Annotated in this window: 22 protein-coding genes and 1 pseudogene; 14 read left to right on the forward strand and 9 right to left on the reverse strand. The window is 67.3% G+C overall.

Features of this window, described 5'->3' with window-relative positions:
* Positions 1 to 215 precede the first annotated feature (215 nt).
* From OG698_RS46415 to OG698_RS46440, 6 genes and pseudogenes are all read left to right on the forward strand, one after another.
* Complete coding sequence (locus OG698_RS46415) at positions 216 to 1,229, forward strand: helix-turn-helix transcriptional regulator (RefSeq protein WP_329580134.1); 1,014 nt, start codon at positions 216 to 218, stop codon at positions 1,227 to 1,229.
* A 211-nt stretch (positions 1,230 to 1,440) separates the two neighbouring features.
* On the forward strand, positions 1,441 to 5,304 hold the full coding sequence (locus OG698_RS46420) for a S8 family peptidase (RefSeq protein WP_406110389.1): 3,864 nt from the start codon (positions 1,441 to 1,443) through the stop codon (positions 5,302 to 5,304).
* Between the two features lie 471 nt (positions 5,305 to 5,775).
* Positions 5,776 to 6,344 (forward strand): annotated as a pseudogene (locus OG698_RS46425) (reverse transcriptase domain-containing protein).
* A 428-nt stretch (positions 6,345 to 6,772) separates the two neighbouring features.
* Complete coding sequence (locus tag OG698_RS46430; protein WP_406110391.1) at positions 6,773 to 7,075, forward strand: hypothetical protein; 303 nt, start codon at positions 6,773 to 6,775, stop codon at positions 7,073 to 7,075.
* 65 nt (positions 7,076 to 7,140) lie between these two features.
* Positions 7,141 to 8,309, forward strand: a protein-coding gene (locus tag OG698_RS46435) for an IS3 family transposase (RefSeq protein WP_406110393.1) whose coding sequence is annotated in 2 segments (ribosomal slippage) — positions 7,141 to 7,393 and positions 7,393 to 8,309 — 1,170 coding nt in all. Because the reading frame shifts where the segments join, the coding sequence is not laid out codon by codon here.
* A gap of 137 nt (positions 8,310 to 8,446) precedes the next feature.
* Entirely contained in the window at positions 8,447 to 8,701 is a 255-nt protein-coding gene (locus OG698_RS46440) for a hypothetical protein (RefSeq protein ID WP_406110395.1), read from the forward strand.
* Positions 8,702 to 8,742: 41 nt separating this feature from the next.
* Here OG698_RS46440 and OG698_RS46445 read toward each other — a convergent pair whose 3' ends face one another.
* Positions 8,743 to 9,015, reverse strand: coding sequence for a hypothetical protein (locus OG698_RS46445; protein WP_406110397.1), 273 nt, complete (start codon positions 9,013 to 9,015; stop codon positions 8,743 to 8,745).
* A gap of 871 nt (positions 9,016 to 9,886) precedes the next feature.
* Here OG698_RS46445 and OG698_RS46450 point away from each other — a divergent pair.
* The gene (locus OG698_RS46450) at positions 9,887 to 10,534 is read left to right on the forward strand and encodes a hypothetical protein (protein ID WP_406110399.1); all 648 of its coding nucleotides are present in this window, start codon (positions 9,887 to 9,889) and stop codon (positions 10,532 to 10,534) included.
* Between the two features lie 96 nt (positions 10,535 to 10,630).
* On the opposite strand, the gene OG698_RS46455 is transcribed toward OG698_RS46450, so the two are convergent.
* Together OG698_RS46455 and OG698_RS46460 are read right to left on the reverse strand one after the other, a co-directional pair.
* Positions 10,631 to 11,254, reverse strand: coding sequence for an NADPH-dependent F420 reductase (locus OG698_RS46455; protein ID WP_405475209.1), 624 nt, complete (start codon positions 11,252 to 11,254; stop codon positions 10,631 to 10,633).
* A 32-nt stretch (positions 11,255 to 11,286) separates the two neighbouring features.
* Positions 11,287 to 12,021 carry an SDR family NAD(P)-dependent oxidoreductase gene (locus OG698_RS46460; protein ID WP_406110402.1) on the reverse strand — a complete coding sequence of 245 codons (735 nt, stop codon included), beginning with the start codon at positions 12,019 to 12,021 and terminating at the stop codon, positions 11,287 to 11,289.
* A 146-nt stretch (positions 12,022 to 12,167) separates the two neighbouring features.
* On the opposite strand from OG698_RS46460, the gene OG698_RS46465 reads away from it, so the two are divergent.
* Positions 12,168 to 12,779 (forward strand): TetR/AcrR family transcriptional regulator, encoded by a 612-nt coding sequence (locus tag OG698_RS46465; protein ID WP_406110404.1) that lies wholly within the window; start codon positions 12,168 to 12,170, stop codon positions 12,777 to 12,779.
* Positions 12,780 to 13,299: 520 nt separating this feature from the next.
* Here OG698_RS46465 and OG698_RS46470 read toward each other — a convergent pair.
* On the reverse strand, positions 13,300 to 14,211 hold the full coding sequence (locus OG698_RS46470; RefSeq protein WP_406110406.1) for a LysR family transcriptional regulator: 912 nt from the start codon (positions 14,209 to 14,211) through the stop codon (positions 13,300 to 13,302).
* A 135-nt stretch (positions 14,212 to 14,346) separates the two neighbouring features.
* On the opposite strand from OG698_RS46470, the gene OG698_RS46475 reads away from it, so the two are divergent.
* The 3 genes from OG698_RS46475 to OG698_RS46485 all read left to right on the forward strand — a co-directional run bounded on the left by OG698_RS46475 (position 14,347) and on the right by OG698_RS46485 (position 16,789).
* On the forward strand, positions 14,347 to 15,024 hold the full coding sequence (locus tag OG698_RS46475; RefSeq protein ID WP_406111674.1) for an NADPH-dependent F420 reductase: 678 nt from the start codon (positions 14,347 to 14,349) through the stop codon (positions 15,022 to 15,024).
* 91 nt (positions 15,025 to 15,115) lie between these two features.
* Positions 15,116 to 16,051, forward strand: a complete 936-nt coding sequence (locus tag OG698_RS46480) for an SDR family oxidoreductase (protein WP_406110408.1) — start codon at positions 15,116 to 15,118, stop codon at positions 16,049 to 16,051.
* Between the two features lie 78 nt (positions 16,052 to 16,129).
* A complete protein-coding gene (locus OG698_RS46485; RefSeq protein WP_406111676.1) occupies positions 16,130 to 16,789 on the forward strand; it encodes an NADPH-dependent F420 reductase in 660 nt (219 codons plus the stop codon).
* Positions 16,790 to 16,925: 136 nt separating this feature from the next.
* Here OG698_RS46485 and OG698_RS46490 read toward each other — a convergent pair whose 3' ends face one another.
* Positions 16,926 to 17,051 carry a hypothetical protein gene (locus OG698_RS46490; RefSeq protein ID WP_406110410.1) on the reverse strand — a complete coding sequence of 42 codons (126 nt, stop codon included), beginning with the start codon at positions 17,049 to 17,051 and terminating at the stop codon, positions 16,926 to 16,928.
* A gap of 60 nt (positions 17,052 to 17,111) precedes the next feature.
* Complete coding sequence (locus tag OG698_RS46495; RefSeq protein ID WP_406110412.1) at positions 17,112 to 17,234, reverse strand: hypothetical protein; 123 nt, start codon at positions 17,232 to 17,234, stop codon at positions 17,112 to 17,114.
* An 810-nt stretch (positions 17,235 to 18,044) separates the two neighbouring features.
* Here OG698_RS46495 and OG698_RS46500 point away from each other — a divergent pair.
* Entirely contained in the window at positions 18,045 to 18,509 is a 465-nt protein-coding gene (locus OG698_RS46500; RefSeq protein ID WP_329582472.1) for a carboxymuconolactone decarboxylase family protein, read from the forward strand.
* A 426-nt stretch (positions 18,510 to 18,935) separates the two neighbouring features.
* The gene (locus OG698_RS46505; RefSeq protein WP_406110414.1) at positions 18,936 to 19,277 is read left to right on the forward strand and encodes a TetR family transcriptional regulator C-terminal domain-containing protein; all 342 of its coding nucleotides are present in this window, start codon (positions 18,936 to 18,938) and stop codon (positions 19,275 to 19,277) included.
* A gap of 154 nt (positions 19,278 to 19,431) precedes the next feature.
* Here the strand turns inward: OG698_RS46505 and OG698_RS46510 are convergent, their stop codons facing one another.
* Positions 19,432 to 19,704, reverse strand: a complete 273-nt coding sequence (locus OG698_RS46510; RefSeq protein ID WP_116501785.1) for an HPr family phosphocarrier protein — start codon at positions 19,702 to 19,704, stop codon at positions 19,432 to 19,434.
* A 958-nt stretch (positions 19,705 to 20,662) separates the two neighbouring features.
* On the opposite strand from OG698_RS46510, the gene tnpB reads away from it, so the two are divergent.
* Positions 20,663 to 22,051: an IS607 family element RNA-guided endonuclease TnpB gene (tnpB, locus tag OG698_RS46515; protein WP_406111678.1), complete on the forward strand. Its 1,389-nt coding sequence runs from the start codon at positions 20,663 to 20,665 to the stop codon at positions 22,049 to 22,051.
* 179 nt (positions 22,052 to 22,230) lie between these two features.
* Here the strand turns inward: tnpB and tnpA are convergent, their stop codons facing one another.
* A complete protein-coding gene (gene tnpA / locus OG698_RS46520) occupies positions 22,231 to 22,710 on the reverse strand; it encodes an IS200/IS605 family transposase (RefSeq protein WP_406111679.1) in 480 nt (159 codons plus the stop codon).
* A 233-nt stretch (positions 22,711 to 22,943) separates the two neighbouring features.
* The gene (locus OG698_RS46525; RefSeq protein ID WP_406110416.1) at positions 22,944 to 23,873 is read right to left on the reverse strand and encodes a glutaminase; all 930 of its coding nucleotides are present in this window, start codon (positions 23,871 to 23,873) and stop codon (positions 22,944 to 22,946) included.
* Between the last annotated feature and the right edge of the window lie 75 nt (positions 23,874 to 23,948).

Raw genomic sequence — 23,948 nt, forward strand, 5'->3', positions numbered from 1 at the left:
TGCTGGCCGAGGTTCCAGGTCGGTCCCAGAGCTCGACGCGCTCCGCGCGGCAACGACCGAGAGTGTGCAACCGGTTGGGCGCGGCCGGGTCCGCGCCCTGAGCCGCCGCTCGCGCCTGCAGTGACGCCGACTGACCGCCCCCGGACTGATCGAGGTCCGGGGGCGGTCCGCGTGCGCGGGGTTGGGAACGGGGAGCTCGTGAGGAGAGGACATTCATGCTTGAGGCGCTGGGTCTGAGCACGGCCGAGTCGCAGGTGTACCAACTGCTGGTGGGGTCCGGGCGCTGCCCGGTGGGCCGGCTGGAGCAGCGGGCCGGCCTGACCGGGGCCCAGCTCGAACAGGCGGTCGCGGCACTGGCCGTGAAGGGGCTGGTCACCCTCACCGACGACCTGCCCGCGCAGCTGATTCCCGCCCCGCCGGACATCGCTGGGGAGACGCTGTTGCTGGCGCGCATGAACGAACTGCAGTCCGCCAAAGGCGTTCTGCAGCGACTCACCAAGGAGTACCGCGAGGCGCTCCGGCCGGCAGCCCTGGAGGAGATCGCCGAAATCGTGCCGGCCGAGGCGTTGGCACAGCGGTACGAGCAGCTCCAGCTCCGCGCCCGCCGGGAAGTACTGCGCTTCGACGCCCCGCCCTATCTGCTGATCGAGGAGTTCAACGTCGCGGAGCTGGAGCAACTGGCAGCGGGGGTGCGCTTCCGGACGGTGTACGACCGGGCCGCGATCGAGGGGTACGCGGTGCAGCTGGAGATCCGCCGGTACATGGATGCAGGTGAACAGGCCCGCGTGCTGGCCAGACTCCCGGTCAAGTTGATCATCGTAGACCGGTCCACGGCCATGCTCGCGGTGCGGACGGACGACGGGCGGCCACCGGGCGCCGTCGTGCAGATCCACCAAGGCCCCCTGCTCGACGCTCTCGTCGCACTGTTCGAGCTGATGTGGGTCACCGCGCTCCCCCTGGATCCGTCAACCGGCGAGACGCACCGCGGCGAACTCTCCGGCTCGGACACCCATCTGCTACTCCTGCTCCTGTCCGGTCTCACCGACGACGCGATCGCCCGCCTCATGGGGATCGGCAAGCGGACCGTCAACCGCCGGGTACGCGGCCTGATGGATCTGGCGGGCGCTTCGAGCCGGATGCAACTCGGCTGGCACGCCTGCGAACGCGGCTGGGTCACGGCCGGGGACCTGGACGGGCTGCAGCCGCCGGGTATCGGCCAGGACACATAGGGCCGCATCGGCGGCCCGGCGCCGCCCACGTCGCGGACCCACGTGGCGGGTGTGCGCCATGTGGCGCGTATCCGCCACACCACCTCTGGAAGACGCACCGGCCGGAGAGCTAGATTCCGAGCGGCGCGCGGAGTCGGCCGGACGTTCGGTCGGTCCCCCTCGGTATCAATTGCCCCGCAGCGCCCACCAGTTGAGCGTGAAAGGACAACCGATGCAGAAGGCCCGCCTCAGACGGGGGCGTACCGCCCTCGTCAGCGGGATCGCGGTGACAGTCGCCCTGTCACTGACGAGCCAGCTCGGAACCGCGACAGCCGCCATACCCTCGGTGCCTCTCGACCTGAGCAGCCGCCCGACGTTGCAGAAGCAGGCGGCGACGGCGGCGGCGGTGACTCTGATCACCGGCGACACGGTCTCGCTGACCACCGAGCCCGACGGCAGGCAGGCGGTGTCCGTCATCTCCGGGGCGGGGACGTCCAAGACGTTCGAAACCGTCAGCGGACAGAACGGCGACCTGTACGTCTACCCGGACGACACCACGGCCGCGGTCGCCTCGGGCACGGTGGACCGTGAACTGTTCAACGTCAGCCGGATGGTCCGGGACGGGTACGGCGACGCGAAGACCGACGAGGTCCCCGCCATCGTCGACTTCCAGGGGAAGCCGACCGCCGCTGCCCTGACGCAGAAGACCGAGGACCTGCCGGGCAGCGACAATGAGCGGGTCATGCCCCGACTGGGGCTGTCCGCGGTGCATGTCGACAAGCACAGCGCGAAGGGCTTCTGGCAGGCCGTCAAGCCCGTCCAGGCACGCAGCAGAGGCGCCCAGGCCGTCACGGTCCCCGGCACTGCCGGGGTCTCCAAGCTGTGGTACGACGGCAAGGTAAAGGCCGCACTGGACAAGAGCGTGCCGCAGATCGGCGCTCCGCAGGCATGGGCCAAGGGGTACGACGGCAAGGGCGTGAAGGTCGCCGTGCTGGACACCGGTGCCGACCTGAACAACGCCGACATCAAGTCCGAGATCGTCCAGAGCCAGAGCTTCGTCAACGGCCAGACGGTCCAGGACGGTCACGGTCACGGCACCCACGTCGCATCCACCATCGCGGGCAGTGGCGCCAACTCCGACGGCAAGTACAAGGGCGTCGCCCCCGGCGCCGACCTGCTCATCGGCAAGGTGCTCGCCAACAGCGGGCAGGGCCTGGACTCCGGCATCCTGGCCGGAATGGACTGGGCGGTCGAGCAGGGCGCCGACGTCGTCAGCATGAGCCTCGGCGGCACCGACACCCCCGGCGAGGACGCCCTGACCAACGCGGTCAACTCGCTCAGCGCCTCCTCGGGCACCCTCTTCGTCATCGCGGCAGGCAACGACGGCAGGAAGGGCGAGGCGACAATCGGCACCCCCGGCGCCGCCGACGCGGCCCTCACCGTCGGCGCCGTCGACAAGTCCGACGCACTCGCCGACTTCTCCAGCCGCGGCCCGCGCCTCGGCGACATGGCGATCAAGCCGGAGATCACCGCCCCGGGCGTGGACATCGTCGCCGCCCGCGCGGCCGGCACCATCATGGGCACCCCCGTGGACGCCAACTACACCTCGGCCAACGGCACCTCGATGGCCACCCCGCATGTGGCCGGCTCCGCCGCGATCCTCAAGCAGCGCCACCCTGACTGGACCGGTCAGCGCATCAAGGACGCGCTGACCGCGCACGCCAAGTCCGCCGCCGACCAGACCGTCTACCAGCAGGGCTACGGCCGGGTCGACATCCCCGCCGCCCTCGACCCGTCGCTGGAGCTGTCCGGTACCGCCGACTTCCGCGTCATACCGTGGCAGAAGGGCACCTACCCCACGCGCAGCCGCACCCTGACGCTGCACAACGACGCCGCGACCGACACCGTGGTGACCGTGACGGCCGCCGCCGAGGACGCGAGCGGCACCGCGGTCCCGGCGGGCACCCTGTCGCTGTCGGGAGCGGGCCTGTCCGACGGCCGGGTCACCGTCCCGGCCGGCGGCACGGCCGAGGTCACCGTCACGCTCGACAACAACGGCCTGAAGACCGGCCAGTACGGCGGATCGGTCACCGCCACCTCCGACAGCGGCGAGTCGGTGCACGCCGCGCTCGGCTTCGTCACCTCCGTCGAGCAGCACGATGTCACGCTGAAGGTCACGGACCGCTTCGGGAAAACCCCCAGTGCGCTCAGGTTCACCCTGCACGGGATGGACAACCACTTCTGGCAGAGCCAGACCATGTACGCCAACGGCACCGCCACCCTGTCGGTGCCGCTCGGCAAGTACTCCATCGAGGGCTCGCTCTACTCGGCAGACCCGGCCGGGGGTGCGGTCTCCTACGCGGCCGACCTGTTCAGCGTGCCCAACATCGAGGTGAGCGACCGGGACCAGACCTTCACCGTCGACGGCACCACCGCCACCGACCTCAGCGTGAAGATCAAGGGTGAGAAGCGGCCGCTGGAGAACGGCCAGGTGACTACGTTCGTCGTCCGTGACCCCGGCACCGCAGGCGGTTACTCGAGCTTCGCCGGTATCGGCAACCTGCTCAACCTCGCCGACACCAGGCAAGGCGCCATCCCCAGTGCCGGCGCCACCACCGGCGCGCTGCGCCTGGAGACTGCCCTGGTCCGGCGTGAACCGCTGGTCCAGCTGGAGGTGACGGCCCCCGGGCACGTGACCATCCCGCTGAAGTCCTCGGTGAACGCGAAGCGCTTCGAGGGCACCAAGCGCACCGAGCTGGTCGACCTCGGCGCCGGCACCGAGCAGGACTTCGCCGCTGCCGACGTCAAGGGCAAGACCGTTCTGGTTTCCGTGGCCGATGTCAGCAAGGCCGACGACCAGGCCACCAGGGCCGCGGCTGCCGGAGCCGTCGCAATGATCGTGGCCCCGGCCGACCCCGGGCCGAGCGGAAGCGGCGTCCCCGCCGGACAGACCATCCCGGTCGCCCACGCCACGTACGACAACGCCGCAACCCTCAAGGGCTTGCTTGCCAAGCACAAGGTCCGGATCGCCCTGAAGGGCGTCCTGGAGTCGGGCTACACCTACAACCCGCACTTCACCGACGACCGGATCCCCGCCGACCTGGCCAAGACCGTCGACGTCAAGGAATTCGCCAAGGTCACCAACACGTTCCACTCCGACGGCGCCCGGCGTCTGGGCGCCGAGTACATGAACGTCTGGGGTCCCCTGCAGGTGACCACCGGCTCCGTCGGCCAGCCCCTCTACCAGGGCACCACCCGCGACGACTACTTCCTCGCGGGCACCGGGGTGACATACCAGCCGAGCGTGTCGGCCAACTTCAACTCCTCGACCTGGCAGATGAACGGTCAGCGCGCCACCTACCTCACCCCGGGCAAGTCCTATACCCGGAGCTGGTTCGATGCGCCGATGCGCCTGTCCCAGTACGAGTTCGGGCCGTGTGTGTTCTGCCGCGCCGACGTCTGGCAGAAGCTGCCCGGCAGCAACGGTGCCGACAACGATCCCACCCACACCCTGTCGGGCCTGACCGGCACCTGGAGTTACTACCTCAACGGGAAGCCGATCACCGGCTTCGGCCAGCTGGCGCAGGAGAAGGCGGACTACCGGTACGTCCTCGACCAGAAGCTGACCACCGACGTCCCGGGCGTCACCCTGGGCCGCCAGATGCGCACGGAGTGGAACTTCAGCCAGGCGGCACCGACCACCATGGCCATCAAGGACTGCGACACGGCGTTCATCCCCACGCCCAAGGTCTGTGAGTCCATGCCCGTGATCCTGCTCGACTACGACCTGCCGCTGAACGTGCTCAACCAGGCACGGGCCGGACTGCCGTACACCTTCACCGTGGACGCGGGTCGCCCCAAGGGCTGGACCGGCTCCACCGCGATGGCCGGCGCCAAGGTCTCCGTCTCGTACGACGACGGCGCCACCTGGAAGGAGGCGAAGGTGCTCCGGAAGGACAGCAACTCCTTCCAGGCCCTGCTGCGGCACCCGAAGCTCGCGGACACCAACGGATACGTGACCCTCAAGACCGAGGCCTGGGACGCGGGAGGCAGCCGCACGACCCAGACCATCACCCGGGCATACGCCCTCAAGTGAGGCGCTGAGCACCTCGTACGACAGAGCGGCCCCCGCCGGGTGGTGACATCCGGCGGTGGGCCGCTTTCCGGCATCACGGCGAGACTTTCGCGCACCGGACGGCGTCTTGGACACGCAACCCGGCCGGCTGGTCGTCGAAGAGATACAGGGGCCAGAAGTCCGGCTCCGCCATTCGGGCGGCTAGATCGTCGTCAAGGGGCATGCGGCCACGCTATTGCTAGGTCAGAAGTCTGCAGAAGCTGATGCTGAGGTCACGAAGCAACACGATCGTTTCGATCCGCAGAGTGACCCAACTCAGCGCGCACTCCCGGAGTCGACGGGGCGGTCGTGGTCGACGAACGGCAACGAGGTCAACTCCTGCGAGAGTTGACCGAGGAGCCGCGGTTTAGGCCACTACCGGTGCGGCGAGTGCACATCCCGAAGGCGAACGGCAAGAAGCGACCGCTAGGCATCCCCACGATTCGGGACCGAGTGGAGCAGGCCAGGGTGAAAAGCGCCCTGGAGCCGGAATGGGAGGCACGCTTCGAAGGGCGAAGCTACGGTTTCCGACCCGGACGAGGGTGCCATGACGCGATCGGCGCGATCTTCCAGACACTGGCCCGCAAGGCGCCAAGAAGGTCTGGATCCTGGATGCTGACCTGTCCAGCGCGTTCGACCGCATCGACCATGACCGCTTACTGGATGCCATCGGCGACTTCCCGGCCTGCCGGGAAGTCAGAGGATGGCTGAAGGCCGGGGTGATGGAGAACGGCAGGTTCGCCCCTACCACGGAGGGAACGCCGCAAGGCGGGGTAATCAGCCCTCTGCTGCTCAACATCGCACTCCATGGCATGGAAATCGCTGCCGGATACGACCCGAGCCTCACGCAACTGCAGAGGTCACGGAGGAATATCCCGACGCTGATCCGCTACGCCGATGACTTCGTCGTCATGTGCGCGACGGAGGCGGAAGCGTGGCAAATCAAGGAGAAGCTCATCGCCTGGCTGGAGCCGAGAGGGCTGACCTTCAACGACGAAAAGACCCATGTGGTCCACGCATAGGAGGGTTTCGACTTCCTCGGATTCAACGTCAGGAGGTACGGCGAGAAGATGGGACTCCTGCGGTTGACTGTCTTCGCTCATGCGTCGAGCTTCCCTACAGGACCTGAACACCTGGCGGATTGCAGGTCTCATCGACCGGCCGCGTCCCTCCTTCAGCCGAGGCGACGTCCAGGGGATTGGACCTCCTCACGACAGTGCGATCCGGAAGGCTTCGTGCATGAGCGCGCCGTCCTCGACTCCAGCGCCGGGAAAGCACCAGAGAATCTCGCCGTTGCGGGAGTCGTTCTGCGAGCGACGTCCGCCTACGCAGCCGCTGAGCTCCGTGATAGACCCTGGGGCGTTACGAGGTGGAGCACGATGGTTAGTGAGGTCAAGTGCTAGAGCGACGACCGCGGTTGAGGGTCCGGCAAGTCACTCCGCGCCCCCCTATGGCTGTCACCAACCGGATACGTGGGTCGGGCCGCATCGCTCGCCTCAGGCGCTGGTATCAGCGCTCCGACTGGGCCAGACACACAGCCGTGCTTGCGGCTGTTGTGGCCGCAGTCAGCCTGGCGATCACCGCCTGGGGGACCTACAAGTCCGCTCAGGTCGCGGACGATCAACTCGCTCAGTCCAAGGAGGACGCCGAGAAGGACGAACGGAGCCAGGCCGCCCGCCTTTCAATGTGGGGAAATATCAAGGTCTCGGTTGTTGCGAACCGTTCCCTAGACCCGGTGTGGGCAGCCTTCTGAGGCGCCCCGAAGTTCTCGGACAGCGGTCCCCATAGGATCGAAGTCCAGAACGGCGGAGAGAGCACGTGGCACAGAAGCGTAGGAAGTTCAGTCCTGAGTTTCGGGACGAGGCGGTCAAGATGGTGGTCGTGGAGTCCCGCCCGATCGCCGAGGTCGCCCGAGAGATACAAGTGAACGAGGGAACGCTGGGCACCTGGGTCAGCCGGTACCGGCAAGAGCACGCCGGGGAGGAGCCTCCCCTGAACATCAGCGAACGCGCCCGCCTGCGCGAACTGGAACGCGAGAACCGGGAACTCCGTATGAAGACCGAGTTCCTGGGAAAAGCGGCGGCCTTCTTCGCCCAGGAATACAGGTGACGGAGAAGTACGAGTTCATCGACGGCGAGGCCGACAACTTTCCCGTGCAGCAGATGTGCACCTGGGCGGGAGTATCCACGTCGGGCTTCTACCACTGGAGGTCCAGGCCATTGTCGGCCACCGCGAAGCGCCGTGCGGAACTGAGGGCTGTCATCCTCCAGGTCTTCTCTGACTCGCAGGAGACCTACGGCTACCGGCGTGTCCACGCCGCGCTCCAGCGGATGAACGTGCAGGCCGGAGCGGAACTGGTCCGCGCGCTGATGCGCGAGCTCGGCCTGGTGCCATGCCAGCCGCGGCCCTGGCGGGCGACCACGATCGCCGATGATGCGGCGCCGGCCACGCCCGACCTGCTGGCCCGTGACTTCACCGCTGACGCTCCCGGGCGCAAACTGGTCAGCGATATCACCTATGTTCACACCTGGGCCGGGTTCCTGTATCTCGCGACCGTCATCGACTGCCACACCAAAGCTGTGGTCGGCTGGGCGATGGCCGACCACATGAAGACCTCTCTCATATCGGATGCACTCGATATGGCGGCCCGGAACATCGACCTCGCCGAAGGCGGAATATTTCATTCCGATCGCGGCAGTCAATACACGTCTCGGGAACTTCGTTGCAAGCTCCGCTCGTTGGGCCTGCGAGCGTCGGTCGGCCGCACCGGTGTCTGTTGGGACAATGCGATGGCTGAATCATTTTTCGGCGCCCTCAAGAACGAACTCGTGCACCGAACTACGTTCCCAACACGCGCACATGCCCACCGGGCGATCGTCCGCTACATCGAGATGTTCTACAATCGAAAACGCCTCCACTCCGGCCTCGGCTACAAGACTCCCGCAGAAGTCCACGCCGAGTACGAGGTGTTGCAGGCAGCGGCATAAGGAGAACCCTCAACACCGCTGTCCGAGAAGCGCAGGGCCCCTCATTCTTCCTGAACGACAAGCAACGGCGAGAGAAGCATGACAACTCGGTCACGTACGTCTTTGTTGGGGTTCTGCCGCCCTGCACGGCCGTCAGCGTGCCGAAGGCCGTCACCTTCGCCCAGGCGGCGAGCTTCGCCGCGTCCCCTGGGCCCCACACGGGTTGGATCTTTCAGGGACTGCACTTCATGGATAACAACGGCCAAGCATGGGTGCGATGGAACGGCGGCGAACTGACCAAGACCGCGGGCCCGCCCTCGAAGAAGGTCATCCTGCAACAGAAGGAGGGGGGCCTGATGGCTGATGATCGGGCGAAGCTGAGTCACCTCTCGGAGTGCGGCAAGTCAGACTGAGATCCAAGATCGTTCTTGCACAATTGTGCAAGAACACCGGGTCAGCTCCCAGGTACTCGCGCATGCCGTGGCGCCTCCGCCCCCTTCTCGAGGACGTCGGTGTACTCGTGCAGCACCGCCAGCACTGACACCTCATCGTCTCCGGCGACCTTGTGTACGGGGCTGGTTGGCGACAGGGAGATGCCTTCGCCCTGGTGGAGCTCCACGAGAGTTGCGGCGCGGTACGACCCGATCGCCGGGCGGTCGGTCCGCCCGGTGATCGGCACTGCGTAGGTCGCACCGTCATCGAATGCGCCGGTGACGGTGAACGGCACTTCTGCCTCCTTATCGAGTGGACATCAGGCCAAGGAGCGACGCCCGGAGGTCGTCGTCTATCAGCGAGCGTCGCGGCCACAGCGTCGGGAACTGCCGCCCCCTTGACGTGGCTCAGGAGGCGGGCGGATGCCAGGAGCGCCCCGACTGTCGCGCCGTCCCTGTCCTGGGCAACCAGCGGCAGCGACAGTGCAATGGCGGCGTCTAGCATCTTCCCGTCTGCGGCTGCGCGGACCAGGGGCTGCGTCAAGGTGTTGCTGCCAGCTGCAGGGCTTCCAGCAGCCACGCACCACAGCGGCCCGCCTCCACCTCGTCAACATGTTCCTTTTCGATGTCCTCCGTCGCTAAGGCCAGCAGCTCACCGAACCGGGCGCCGTCCTCGGGACGCGCCAGCCGCACGCCCGGGTAAGCCGTCGATCAGCCGATGCCTGGGCAGCTCCACTGAACGAACTGGACGGGCCCGAACGACTCCTGCGGCGTGACGCCGCGATCCGCTTGGTCCAGATGGCTCGTGGCGGATCACGAACCGGCGCGGCTCGGTACCTCGGCATTCCGCCAGGGACTCTGCAGTCCACCACCCTCCGGATCCGCACTTGGCAGAATCAGCCCGGCAATGCCCAGGCGTACCAGGAAGCGCTTGGGCGCATCGCCGAGATCGCCGCAGCGGCCGGCATCGAGGCACCCTCTGCTTCTGCAGACAGTTGACGCGTGTTGGACCTGCGACTGATGACTGGCGTCCAGGACACACTTCCATTCGTCAACTTGACCGAGATCCCTACCGCCTCAGAGTGGTGTCAGCGATGGAACGGCCGACGGCACTCCTTTCACCACGTTAGTGAGGGCGGGTTTGATGCCCGGCGGTGCGCGGTCGAGATGCTGCCAGAGAAGGCGGCGAACGCCGTGATCATGCTGGGAAACCTGATCAAGATGATCCTGTCCGCCCTCGCCGAGAAGATCGCCGAGGGCGGACAGGATGCTTTGCTGGCCGAACACGCCAATCTCAACGCCTGCTGTCGTTCAGCGGCTGCTCGGACACCTGCACGCCAGTTCCACGATGCGGTCTCTGCGCTACATCCGGCGGACGAACCTGCTGGTTGCGAGGGCGATTGCGGAGTGAAGCGACCAGAACAAGACCTACGCCGACTACGCGAGCCGTCTGGCAGAACGGCAGGCGGTCTGATGCCCAGACGAGGAGAACGCGGGTTCCGGCAGGCGGCGAAGCCGCTTGAGCGGGGCGGGCAGGTGTCCCGGATCGAGACGCGTGAGCTGATCTACACCAATCCCAAGGGCACGGCCATGCGGCGCGTGATCCGCCATGGGAACTATCGGTGCTCGCAGTTGGTCGCCCAGTTGGCGCACGCCTGGATCGCCCACCACCGGGCTACGGCCTTGACGAACAGCCAGACCCAAACGCGCGTGACCAGGCTGCTTGCCGAGTTCACCGACGGCTGCCTGGCGCCCGGGGGCTGGAGGCGGCCGAAGCACGACTGGACGGAGCGGTCATCGACCTGGCGGAAGTGATCTTCGCCTTCGAGAAGGACGTGCAGGACCGCTACCCCACCGGCTCGCCAACGGGCTCACTTGGCGAGTCCTTTCCGTGATCCGTCAACCGTTTGCTCAGGCGGGAAGTTCGGTGATGCTGAGGGCGAAGTCCAAGTTCCCCACCCCGTGGTTGGCGAGGCCCACCGTGACCACGCCTGCTCCTTCCAGCCAGTGCGCCATTGTCAGGCCGCCGACGTCCAGCGGGCGCAGCCCGAGGCTTTCGATGAACGCTTCCACACTTGCCTTGGCTTGCGCATTGTCGCCGGCGATGAAGACGTCGGGCCGGCCCTTCTCCAGGACGTGGCGGAAGATGGTGTTGAACGCCTTCACCACGCTGGCGCCGGCTGGGGCGGCCTTGGCGACTTCCTGCGCGATCGAGGTCTCCTCGCGGTGGGCTAGCCCGTCGAACGTGGAGTTGAAGGGGTTGCTGATGTCGACGATGACCTTGCCCGCGAGAGCGTCTCCGTACTGGGCGATGGCCGGCACGACGCCGTCGTACAGCAGGGCCACGATGACGATGTCGCCGGCCGGGGCGGTGCCCCATTCTCCCGTCGTGGCGCCGCCGCCGAGAGCCTTGGCCAGGTCAGTGGCCTTGGACTGATCGCGGCCCATGACTTCGACGGTGTTGCCGCCCGCTATCGCCCGCGTTCCGATGGTGCGGGCCATGTTCCCGGTGCCGATGATGCTGATGTTGCTCATGAGATGTCCTGCCCTGGTTGTGGTTGTTCGGTTTAGATGGCGGTGGTGCCGCCGTCGGCGACGAGTTCCATGCCGTTGACGTAGCTGGAGTCGTCGGAGGCGAGGAAGAGGGCGGCGGTGGCGATTTCGTCGGGGCGGCCCATCTGGCCGCGGGGGATGAGGGACTCGAACTGGCGCTTGGTGGCCTCGTCGAAGAGTTCTTCCTGCTTGGCGGTGGCGACCTGGCCGGGGGTCAGGACGTTGACGCGGATGCGGCGGTCCTTGAGCTCGTTGAGCCAGACGCGGGCCCATGCCTGCTGGACGGCCTTGCTGCCGGCGTAGACGCTCCAGCCGGGGAAGGCGCCGAGGGAGGCGTTGGAGCCGGTCATGAGGATGGAGCCTCCGTCGTTAAAGAGCGGGAGGGCCTTTTGGACGGTGAACAGGGTGCCGCGGGCGTTGAGGTAGAACGCGGCGTCGAAGTGGGCCTCGGTGATCTCGCCGAGCGGGGCGGGCTCGCCCCCGCCTGCGCTGGCCCACAGCACGTCTAGGCTTCCCTTCTCCCGCTTGACGGTGTCGTACAGGCGGTCCAGGTCGTCCAGGTTGGAGGCGTCGCCCTGGACGCCGGTGACGTTGCGGCCGATCTGCTTCACGGCCTGGTCCAGGGCGTCCTGGCGGCGGCCGGTGATGAAGACGTGCGCTCCCTCGTCGACGAACAGCTTCGCGCCTGCCAGCGCCATGCCGGTGGTGCCGCCGGTGATGACCGCGACCTTGCCGTCGAGCTTTCCCATAGTCGTTTCCTTGGGTCGGTGGTGCCGTGTGTACCTGGGGGTGACGGTGTTAAGTACACCGCACTGTGTGCTTACGGTACGGGGCGGGTGGCCGGGGGCGCAAACTATGTACACCGGTCGTTACCTAGCCGCGGTACGATGGAGGCATGACGGAGTTGGAGAAGGGCCCCACGGGTCGGCGCCGCGGCCGGGGCGCTCGCGAGCGCATCCTCAGCGCGTCCCAGCAGCTGTTCCGCGAGCAGGGCATCAACGGCACCGGCATGGACCAGCTTTGCGCGGTGGCCGAGGTGTCCAAGCGCACGGCCTACCAGCACTTCGGCGGCAAGGACGAACTCGTCGCCGAGTACCTGCGCCGGTTCGACCCCTCCGTTCTGTCCGGCGTGTTCGACCGCACCGACCTCACGCCCCGCGAACGGCTCCTCGCCGCCTTCGACATCCCCCCCACCACCCCCTTGTGCCCCTACATCGGCGCCGCCGTCGAACTCCACGACCCCCAGCACCCCGCATCCCAGTACGCGCGCGACTACAAGAAGGCCGTCGCCGCGCGGCTCGCCGACACCGCCCGCGAAGCCGGGGCCGCCGACCCTGAACAGCTCGGCGAGCAGCTCGCGTTGCTCATCGACGGCGCCGCGGCCCGCACCCGGGTCCTCAACGCCGACGCCTTCCCCACCGCCGCCGCCATCGCTGCCGTCCTCATCGACAACGCGATCCCCGCCACAGCCGGCGATGACCTGCGAGGGGAGGACGTGTCGAGTTGACGTGGCACTCCGCGGCTGGGCTGGACGCGCTGCCGGTCGGGGCTGCACTGGCTGGTACGACACACCAGCCGCCCGGCACTTGGCCCGTACCTGCTGGCTTTTACGGAACTGGCCGCCCGCCTGCTGACGGCCGCAGCAGACGCCGCCGGGGAGACCGGCGACCCCCGAGGGCTTCAGGAGTTCGAGGCCGTCATCCCGGCTCAGGGCGCTGGCGCGCCGCGGTTCGAACAGACGGCTGATCGCATAAGTCCGTGCGCGGTGGCGCATGAAGAACTCGTACGCAGCTGGGAGGTTGTGAAGATGCGGGTGGCCCGCCAGCGACGCTGGCGGGCCACCCGCATCTTCAGGGCCTGTAAACCATTCACGCTGATCATCAGTGCGCGGCCCATCTGGGTCACACCAGTCCGAAACGAAGGCCAACAGGCGGCCAGCCAACACGTCCGGCTGAAACTCGACGTTGGGTTCCGGATCCCACGGACCGACTCCTGCACACTACGAACGGCAGACGCAGTCGAACTGCTCAAGCGCGCCTTGTGACGGCATCGCCTCCAAGCTGCCACATCTCATAGTTCCCACATTCTGCCGTGATCTCGGCCGTCGACTGAGCCGCAGTGACGAAGTCATCTACTACCGGCGAGGTGTGCGATGCCGTCACCGCGAGGCACACCTGTTCGGGCGCCAGATCCGGGATGGGCACATAGACGACGTCCGGATGCGAGTAGAACACGGACGCCGAACGGGCCAGGAAGGAGATGCCCCGTCCGGCCGCGACATGCTCGAGCGTCTCGTCCACCCCGCGCACCGGGTACCCGGCATTGGGGAGCGGGCGCTTGGTGGGCTGCGTGCTCGGGTCACCGTGCCAGACCAGCGTTTCGCCGGCCAGGTCGGCCTCGGTGACCTCCTGCTTGCCGGCAAACCGGTGTCCGGCGGGCAGTACCGCTACCCGCGGCTCGGTGTACAGCGGGGTGACGCGCAGGCCGGCCTCGTCGATGGGCAGCCGCACATAGCCGACGTCGATGCGGCCGTCGAGCAGCATCGCAGCCTGGTCGTCCCCTTCGATCCGCTGCATGTCCACGACCACGTCCGGGTGCCGGTCCTCGAACGCACGGGCCGCCGGGGTGACGGCAATGCCGGCCCGGAAACCGACCATCAGCCGCCGCTTGCCGCTGGCGGCCGCGGACACCCGGCGGCGGACCGCGTGGGTTGAGGCGAGCAGCGGACCGGCGTCGGCCAGCAGTTGCCGGCCCGCGTCTGTCAGCTCTACGCCGTGCCGATCCCTGGTGAACAGCGAGGCGCCGAGATCCTGCTCGAGCGCGCGGATCTGCCGGCTGAGCACCGGCTGTGCGATGTGAAGCTCATCGGCGGCGCGGCCGAAATGCAGCCGGTCGGCCACGGTGACGAAGTAACGCAGTTTGCGCAGATCCAGATCCATAAAACCCCCAGCCCGGTGATACCTCCAGGGTATCACCGCGGCTTCAATAGGTCTTGGACGCCACTCGGACCGGATGGCAGCATGAAAAACAGGCGCTTAAGGGCGTCGAAGTGAATTCGGCACAAGAATTCGACTCTGGAATTTGACGGCAGGGCCAAAGCCCGGAAAGCAGGAACATCGATGAGCAGTATCAGCATTATCGGACTGGGAAACATGGCCCGTGCTTTGGCCGGCCGGGCGCTCGCCGGCGGTAACGCCGTCGAGATCATCGGCCGCGACCAGGCCAAGGCCAAGGAATTGGCCGCCGCGCTCGGCGGCGCCACGGTCGGGATGGCCGGGGCCGCCCCGGCCGGGGACATCGTGATCCTCGCCGCGCCGTACGCTGGCGCGGCGGCGGTGGTGAGGGAGTACGGGGACGCACTGCGCGGCAAGATCATCGTCGACATCACCAACCCCGTAGCCCCCGACCTGCAGGGCTTCGTCGTCCCCGACGACAGTTCCGGCGCACAGGAGATCGCCAAGGCGGCTCCCGACGACGCGCATGTCGTCAAGGCGTTCAACACCGTGTTCTCCCACGTTCTGGCGGCTGGCCCGGCCGAGGACCGCCCTCTGGACGTGTTCATCGCCGGCGACGACGCGCAGGCGAAGGCACGCGTGTCGGCGTTCGTCGAGAGCCTGGGGCTGCGCCCCTGGGACACCGGGGAACTGTTCATGGCGCGGGCACTGGAGAACGTCGGCCTGTTGGAGTTGGACCTCATGAACCACTCCGTCAAGCACGCCAATTTCTCCCTCGGCATCACCCTTCTCGGCTGAGCGCACCACTACCACTACCTCTCGTGCCGCATTACGCCAGTTCACTTACGGCACGAAAAGAATCTGCACCTACCCTCACAAGGACAGTTAGATGCGCGTATTCGTCGCTGGGGGGACCGGCCATTCCGGTTCGTACATCATCCCCGAACTCATCGCCGCCGGGCACGAGGTCACCGGCCTGGCCCGGTCGGACGCTTCCGCGGCGACCCTGTCCGCGCTCGGCGCGAAGGTGCGTCGCGGCGACCTTCAGGATCTCGACGGGCTCAAGGAGGCAGCCTCGGGCTCCGATGGCGTCATCCACGTCGCCCACAGGCAGGATCTGCTGCCCTCCGGCGGGATGGACGCCGTGGCCGCTGCGGAGCTCCCGATCATGCTCGCGTACGGCGAGGCACTCGCGGGAACCGGAAAGCCGCTGGTCACGGCGGGAAGTATAGGCTCGCCCGGGAACCTGGAGCGGCCGGCCACCGAGGAGGATCCGGCCCTCCCCGCCGGCGAGGAGCACAAGGGCACCCTGCGGGTCCGCAACATCGTGGAAAGAGCCGTTGTCGACCTCGCCGAGCAGGGGGTGCGGTCTTCGGTCGTACGGATCGCCAACATCGCGCACAGCACGACCGATCGTGCCGGCTTCCTCCCCACGCTGATCGCGCTCGCGAAGGAAAAGGGGTTCGTCGGCTACCACGGCGACGGCACGAACCTGTGGAACGCCGTGCACATCCGAGATGCCGCCACCTTGTTCCGCCTGGCGCTGGAGAAGGGGCCGGCCGGCAAATACTGGCACGCGGTCGAGGACGGAGGCATCACGTTCCGCGACATCGCCGAGGCCATCGCCAGCCGCCTGGGCCTGCCCGCCGTGAGCGTTCCCAATGATGCCCTGATGACGCCGGGGTACTTCGGGTTCCTCACGAATATCGTCACCCAGAGCTACCCATCGTCCAACCTCATCACCCGCCGGGCCCTCGGCTGGGAACCCGCCCGGCCCGGCCTGCTCGCCGATCTGGACAACGGCCATTACTTCCCTGCCGGCTGACGGCGGGAACCCGGATCGTAACGAGCCCGCCAACCGGCAAGTTCGGCTCTTCTGAAGGACGTTGAGATTATGACGACTGTGGGATTCATCGGAAGCGGAAGCATCGGCAGGACCCTCGCGCGACTCGCTGTCGGGGCCGGGCACCAGGTGGTGCTCAGCAACTCGCGCGGTCCCGAAACGCTCGTGGACACGGCCGAGGAACTGGGGCCGCGGGCGTCCGCGGCGACGAGCGAAGAGGCCGCGGCGGCCGGTGACATTGTCGTGGTCACGGTGCCGGTCAGCGCCTTCCCCCACGTGCCCGCCGCGCCACTGGCCGGGAAGACGGTCATCGACACCTGCAACTACGGCCCCGAGCGTGACGGGCACATCCTCGAGCTTGAGAGCAAGTCCCTCACCTCAAGCGAGCTGCTTCTGCGGCACGTCCCGGACGCCCTGCTCGTAAAGGCGTTCAACAACATCTTCTTCAAGCACCTGCTGTCACTCGCCCGCCCGGCAGGGGCGGCCGACCGCTCCTACCTGCCGATCGCCGGGGACTCCGCACCGGCGAAGGCGGCGGTGACCGAATTCATCGACTCCATCGGCTACAGCGTGGTAGACGCGGGAAAGCTGGCCGACAGTTGGCGGCAGGCGACGGGCACGCCGGTGTGGGGAACACCATACGGGCCGTACTCGAACGAGAAGGGCCAGCCGGTCGGCGAGGACGCCATCCGCGCGGCACTGGCCACCGCAACGCGGTAACCGTCAATTGTCGCGGACCGCAATGTGGTCCGGCCGTGCCATGCCCCCGCCCGGGGGATACCGGGTGGGGGCACATTTCGCACGCAAAGGCGTCGAATCCAGCGAAGTGTTTGCCCCTGCGTCTCGTCGCGCGGAGTCAGGTTCGACGTCGCTGGGTCAGGTCGCGGACTGCTCCCTGGGCGGCCAACTGCCCGGGCAGATTCGTGTTGGCCTCCTTGAGCTGGTGGTTCTCGATCTCCAGGACGTAGACGATCCGGGCCATGAGCTGCGCCTGGCTACGCAGATCGTCGAGTTCGGCGCCGACCCGGGCCAGATCCTGTTGCTAGAACAGGTCCTTCAGGCCGGTGTGCTTGTGGGTGAGCTTGTTGCCGCGCAGGTCGGCTTCCGCGGCGAGGGAGACGATGGTCAGCTTGCCGTCGGAGTGCAGCGGGGCGCCGATCAGCAAGGCGCACCGTGGCGTCGGTGATGGCTCTGATCTCTGCGGCGGCCGCGTCGATCCGCGCGACCTCGGCCCGTAGGGCGGCGATCTCGCTGTCAGCGCGGCTGCTGGTAGCGCACGCCGGATGGCGTGGTTGACCGCCTGCTGCCGGATCAGCAGGCCAAGGAGATCGAGCCGGGGAGACCCCACCCGTTGAACAGCACGGTCTCCCGGAGACATCACCAGGCAGCTCTCGTATGCCCGCAGGGCCTGGGAGGCCGGGGCGAGGTCTCGTGCGCTTCGCAGTCCCGCCGGATCCCGGGACGATCTATGCGGGCAGGTGGGAAACCGAGAGCAGCAGCTCGCAACACCACCGTCTTGATCGCCTGCACCTTGCGCCACTGACCCTCGTAGCCGATCACGTCTCCTGCCTGCACGACGGCGGCAAGGCTGGTCGGCGTGGTCACGACTCGTCCTTGACAGGCCGGGCTCCGACCCGCCGGATGCAGGTCAAAACGGATCTGGCCCCATGCCATGCCCCTGACCTGTGGAGACCAGACAGGGGAGACACGCAGCCGAGCCGAATCTCAGTTGATCTGGGTCCGCGGAGATACTTCGAGGGCGCACCGAACGGGGATCAGGGCCCTGCTCTCGTATCGCCACCAAGCTCTGAGTGCGCGAGGCGAGACACCGGGGAGGGCTCAGGGACGCAACGCATCGGGAAGAAATTTTCCGGACTCCGGTCACATCGAGGTGAGTTGGTCCGTCAGTGCCGTGAGAACGCCAAACAGGCCGATATGAAGGAGTCCAGTCGTGACCAGCACCCCGATCTCCCGGATGCCGAACCCGACCGAGTTCGTTCCCGAGCTGAACGACATCACCGCCGCCCTGTTCCGTGCCACGGGCAACCGATCGGTGCCGCGCACCACGATGAGCCTGGTGCACCTGCGGGCCGGACAGATCGTCGGTAACACATACCTGACCATCCTGAACACCGGATTCCTGCGCAAGGCGGGAGTATCCGAGGAGCGCATCACGGCCGTTTCCTCGTGGCAGGATGCCCCCTACTTCACCGACGCCGAGCGCGCGGCGCTGTCCCTGGTGGAAGCCACCCTCCAGCCTGCCCCGCATGGCCAGGAACGGGTCACCGACGACCTGTACGCGGAAGTGGCCAAACACTACGACGAGAAGGCCCTGGCCACCTTGACCATCGCAATCGGCCAGATCAACTTCTTCATAGCCCTGGCCGTCATCGGCAAGCCCGCACCGGTAGCCTCCCTCGCCGACGAGCAGTGGGACTGACCCGACCCTCCCCTCCGGCCCGGCAGCCCCACCCGAACGAGTGAGGGACCCCGACGGCTCAGGCGGGTATCCGCGGGTGATAGAGGGACACATGCGGTGTTCGCCGCGGCGACCGGTCCGCTGTCACTCCACGAACAGCAGCTCATTCCCGACCTACTGGGCCGACTCGAGCCAGGAACGCTCCTCAGCGCACGTTCGACAGGGACGCGGCGCTGGAGGCGGCCACCCGGCTGTTCTGGGAGCGCGGCTTCGAGGCGACCTCGCTGGGCGAGCTGACGGAGGCCATGGGTATCCGTCCGGGCAGCCTGTACGCGGCCTGCGGCGACAAGAAGGCGCTCTTCAAGGCGGCCGTCGACGTGTACGGCCGCTCGCCGGTGGGGTCCTTCCCGGCGCGCGCTGGCCGAGGAGTCGACGGCTCGCGGGGCCGTGTCCCGGATCCTCCGCGAGGCGGCGGTGGTCTACTCGGATCCGTCCCACCCGGCGGGCTGCCTGGCCATCAGCGCGGCCACCAACGTCACCGTGCAGGACGAGGAGATCGCGAAGTTCCTGCGCGACGTGCGCAACGCCGGTCTCGCCACCATCGAGGAGCGGCTGCGCCGGGCCGAGGAGGAAGGGGAACTGCCGGCCGGGACCGATACGTCGGCTCTGGCGTCCTACTTCGCCACGATCGTGCAGGGATTTTCGCAGCGCGCACGGGACGGGGCCGATACGGACGAGCTGTCCCGAGTGGCCGAACTGGCACTGGTCGCGTGGCCAAGCGGCGATTGACGGGGGCATCGACGGCGCCCCGCGCTGCCCGGACCCATCGCGGCAGAGCTTCTCCCGCAGGAAGGCGGGCCCGCGTCACAGCTCATGGAGTGGACGCCGAGCCCGCCGCCTTGTCGGTTGTTCGCGGGGATGCCAACCGTCGCTTACGTCACCGCTACTCCGTGGCGTCGAGGTCCGTGGCGACGAGCGCGGCCAGTTCGTCGATCGCGGCATCCGCGCCGTCGCCCTCGGCGGCGAGCACCACGGAGTCGCCGTGCTTGACCGCGAGCGCGAGCACGGACAGAAGGCTGCGTGCGTCGACCGGGCTCTGCCCCTCGCGGGCCACCGTCACCTTGACCGGCTGCTTCGAGGCGGCCCGGACGAAGACGGAAGCAGGGCGGGCGTGCAGCCCGGTACGCGAACCGATGACGACTGTGCGCTGAGGCATTAGTTGATCCTCTTTCTGACTGCTGACTGCTGACTGCTGACTGCTGACTGCTGACTGCTGACTGCTGACTGCTGACTGCTGACTGCTGGTTTGGATCCCTGAAGACGGATGTGGGTTTACATCCGTTTCATGTCCACTGCTGCGTGTTTCCCGGGATGCTACGGGGATAGTGCGGTGAAGTAAACAGATACGGGCATGAAACAGAAGTGACCGGGCTCCGCGCCGACCGGCATCGGCGTGCGTGGTGGCTGCCCGCTGATCTCGTCCGGGATGACCCGGGCGCTCTACGCGCCGGGAGGCGCCGCACGGATCGGGGAAGGGGCTATGGATGCGTTTGGTGCCCGAGCGGCTGGAGAAGCTGACGAGCCGTGTCCCGAGAGGCCGTCGGCTCGTCCGGTCCGTCCTATGACCACGGAGGTAGGGCCCGTGACCACCGACCCGCAGAATCTCACCGACTCCGCGGCGTCCGCGGAACCGCCAGACACGCCATGACGTGTTGTCAGCTTTCCCTGGTGGGTCCCACTCCCGGCGGGCGCCCGGGGACGTGATCGCCGGATTCCGCGGCAGTGGGGCGGGCTGCGGGGGAGGGGCTAACAACTGCTGCGGGATGCATAGTCGGATCTCAACGAACGTCTTCTTTCTCTGACGCTTGGGGTGCTCGTCCCGCCAGGCATCCAGGGCTTTCGCCTCTCATAGGAGGGTTCGTCTGATCTTCTTAGGCTTGGGAAAGTCTGGGCTTTGGCGGTGGAGGTTGTAGAGGGTGCGCCAGGCGATTTCCAGCCGCTCGCAGGCTTCACCGCTGGTGATCCATCCGTTGATCTGTTCCCTGATCCGTAGTGCATAGTCAATGACTGGCTGGTGAGGGGGTGTTCAGGGTGAAGAAGTTCCAGCCGCAGCCGGGCTTTGTGGTGCAGGCGTTCCGTTTCGCCCTGGACCGAATGCGACTCAGGAGTCCGCGCTGGGGTCGCACTGCGGGGCTGCTCGGGCCGCGTACAACTGGGCTGTCGGCTGGGTGACGGCCTCGTGGTGGCAGCGGAAGGCGGAAGCCTCGTACGGGGTCGCGGAGGAGGAGCTGACGCCGTGGCGGCCGTGGTCGCTGCCCGCGCTGCGTAAGGAGTTCAACCAGGTCAAGCGCACCGATCAGCGCTATGCCGACTGGTGGCACGAGAACTCCAAGGAGGCGTACAGCACCGGCCTGGCCAACGCGGCTGCCGCGTTCGACAACTACACGAAGTCGAAGAACGGCCGCCGCAAGGGCGCCCGCATGGGTACGCCACGTTTCAAGTCCAAGCGCAAGGCCCGTCTTGCGTGCCGGTTCACCACCGGTAGCATCCGCGTGGCCGACGACCGGCACGTGAGGCTGCCGGTGCTCGGAACCATCCGCACCCATGAGTCCACCGTCAAGCTTCTGGCCCGCGTGCAGGCCGCAATGGCACGCATCCTGTCCGCGACGGTGCGGCATGAGCGGGGCCGCTGGTTCGTTTCCTTCCAGACCGAGGTCGAGCGGGAGATCACCCGCGTGGCCCGTCCTGGTGTCGCCGTCGGTATCGACCTCGGGGTGAAGGTGCTCGCGGTGATGGCCGACAGTGCCGGGGAGATCGGTTACGTCGACAACCCCAAGCACTACGAGGGCGAACGGAAGCGGCTGCGGTGTCTGTCCCGTCGTGTGTCGCGCCGCCAGGGGCCGGCCGTGCACGACCCCGCCACCGGCAAGACCATCCGCCGGGAACCGTCGAAACGATGGGTCAAGGCGAACGCCGAACGCAACCGCGTGCACCACCGCGTGGCGAACCTCCGCGAAGACGCCCTGCACAAGCTCACCACCGCCGTGCGTGCCGAGTACGGCACCGTCGTGGTCGAATACCTCAACGTCGCCGGCATGCTCCGCAACCGCCGTCTGGCACGGAAGATCGCCGATGCCGGATTCGGAGAGATCCGCCGTCAGCTCACCTACAAAGGCCGGCGCAACGCCTGCCCCACGGTCGTCGCCTCGCGCTGGTACCCGTCCTCGAAAACCTGCTCGTCGTGCAAGACAGTGAAAGCCAAACTGCCCCTGCACGTGCGAGTGCTCTCCTGCGACGCGTGCGGCCTGGTCATCGACCGGGACGAGAACGCCGCCCGCAACCTCGCCGACCTCGCATCGGCCGGCACAACCGGTACCGGAGTGGCCGGAGACCGGGGCACGCCCAGCGTGCCGAAACCGCGTGGAGCCGTCCAGAAGACCCGCGCCAGCCGGGCCAGCCGCAAAGCTGACCCGGTGCGGGCAGGTGGCGCAAAACCGCCCCACAGGCGGAAGGAACCGCGAGACCTTCAACAGGACACCACCGCCCAGCTCGGGCTGTGGTGACACCGTTAAGGACCATCTGTGCGTAAACGCACGGATTGCTGAGATCTGACTATGACCTCAGCAACGGAAGGGAAAGGGGACGTCTCGGCCGCAGTCGACGCCGGTGTACCCGGTCGAGTTCTGGTCTACCTATTGATCTTGGCCAGTGCTCCGGCGTTTACGCCGGGGGTGAGGCCATCTCAGGACTGCTCTGACTCGCAGGTGAGCACGGGCCGGCACTGTTCACCTCGGCCTACGGGGCGTTTCTGGTTCTCGATGTATTGGCGTACGACGGTCAGGGGCGCACCGCCGCAGCTTCCGGCGAAGTAGGAGCCGGACCAGAAGTGGCCGCCCCACAGGTGGCGGCGGATGTGCGCGTCGTACTCCTGGCGCAGACGCCTGGAGGAGACGCCTTTGAGGGAGTTGGCCAGCTTGGAGAGCTGAACCTTGGGCGGGTAGTGCACGAGCAGGTGCCCGTGGTCCTCCTCGCCGTTGAACTGCTTCAGCTCGGCCTCGAAGTCCGTGCGCACCTCCCTCATGATCTCTTCGCAGCGCTTCAGCATCTTGTTCGTGAACGCCTTGCGCCGGTATTTGGTGACGAACACCAAGTGGACGTGCAGATTGTGGACGACGTGGCGGCCGGTTCTGACATCGGGGTTCGGCTTCCATCGTGGTGAGATAGACCAACTGTAGGTTGATCGCCATGGGTGAACTCGGTTTGGAGGAGCGGCAGTTCGGGCACCGTGCCCGACTGGGACTGTCCCCTCCGAGAATCTCCTCACCGATGAGCAGGCGCACGCCGCCCGCGCGATGTGGAACTGCCTGCACGCGTGGTGGCAGATGATGCCGAAGGACAAGCGGACTCTGGCGAACGCGGACGCCGCGATACGCCAGGCCCGCAAAGAGATCGGGCTCAGAACACCGACAGCCCCGTCAGTGTCGTGAAGCGGTCCAGGGCCGCGACGCCCGCCACCGAGTTGCCTCGCTTGTCGAGTCCCGGGCCCCACACGGCCAGCGTGCAGCGGCCGGGCACGACCGCCACAATGCCACCGCCGACGCCGCTCTTGCCAGGCAGTCCCACGCGGTACGCGAACTCGCCGGCCGCGTCGTAGGTGCCGCAGGTGAGCATGACCGCGTTGACCTGCTTGGCCTGGCTGCGGGTGAGCAGCCGGGAGCCGTCGGCGCGGATGCCGTGCCGGGCAAGGAACCCGGCGGCGAGCGCGAGATCGGCGCAGGACGCCTCGATGGAGCACTGGCGGAAATACTGCTCCAGCAGCGCGGGCACCGGGTTGTCGATGTTGCCGTACGACGCCATGAAGTGGCCCAGTGCCGCATTTCGGTCGCCGTGCGCGGCCTCGGAGGAGGCGACGTCCCTGTCGAAGGCGAGCTCCGGGTTGCCGCTCTCTGCGCGCAGGAACTCCAGCAGGATGCCGGCCGCGTCACCGGTCTGGGTCTGCAGGCGGTCGGTGACGACGAGGGCGCCCGCGTTGATGAAGGGGTTGCGGGGGATGCCGTTCTCGTACTCCAGCTGCACCAGGGAGTTGAACGGGTTACCGGAGGGTTCGCGGCCCACGTGCTCCCACAGCTCGTCGCCCTCGCGGGCCAGGACGAGGGCGAGCGTGAAGACCTTTGTAAGCGACTGCGTGGAGAACGGCTGCTGCCAGTCCCCAACGCCGTACACCGTGCCGTCGAGTTCCGCGACCGCCATGCCGAAGCGGCGCGGGTCGCAGGCGGCGAGCGCCGGGATGTAGTCCGCAGGCCGCCCGCGGCCCGGCGTCTGCTCGATCTCGGTGGCGATGCGTTCGAGGACCGGCTGGAAGGCCGGCGGCGACGTCGTGATCACCGGATTCCTCCGAGGATGCGCCGGCCTTTGGGCCGGGGAGGTATCGGACTCCTGGGGAGCAGGGCAGAGATAGCC

Origin of the sequence: Streptomyces sp. NBC_01003 (genome assembly GCF_045162695.1) — a bacterium.
Taxonomy (GTDB): Bacteria; Actinomycetota; Actinomycetes; order Streptomycetales; family Streptomycetaceae; genus Streptomyces.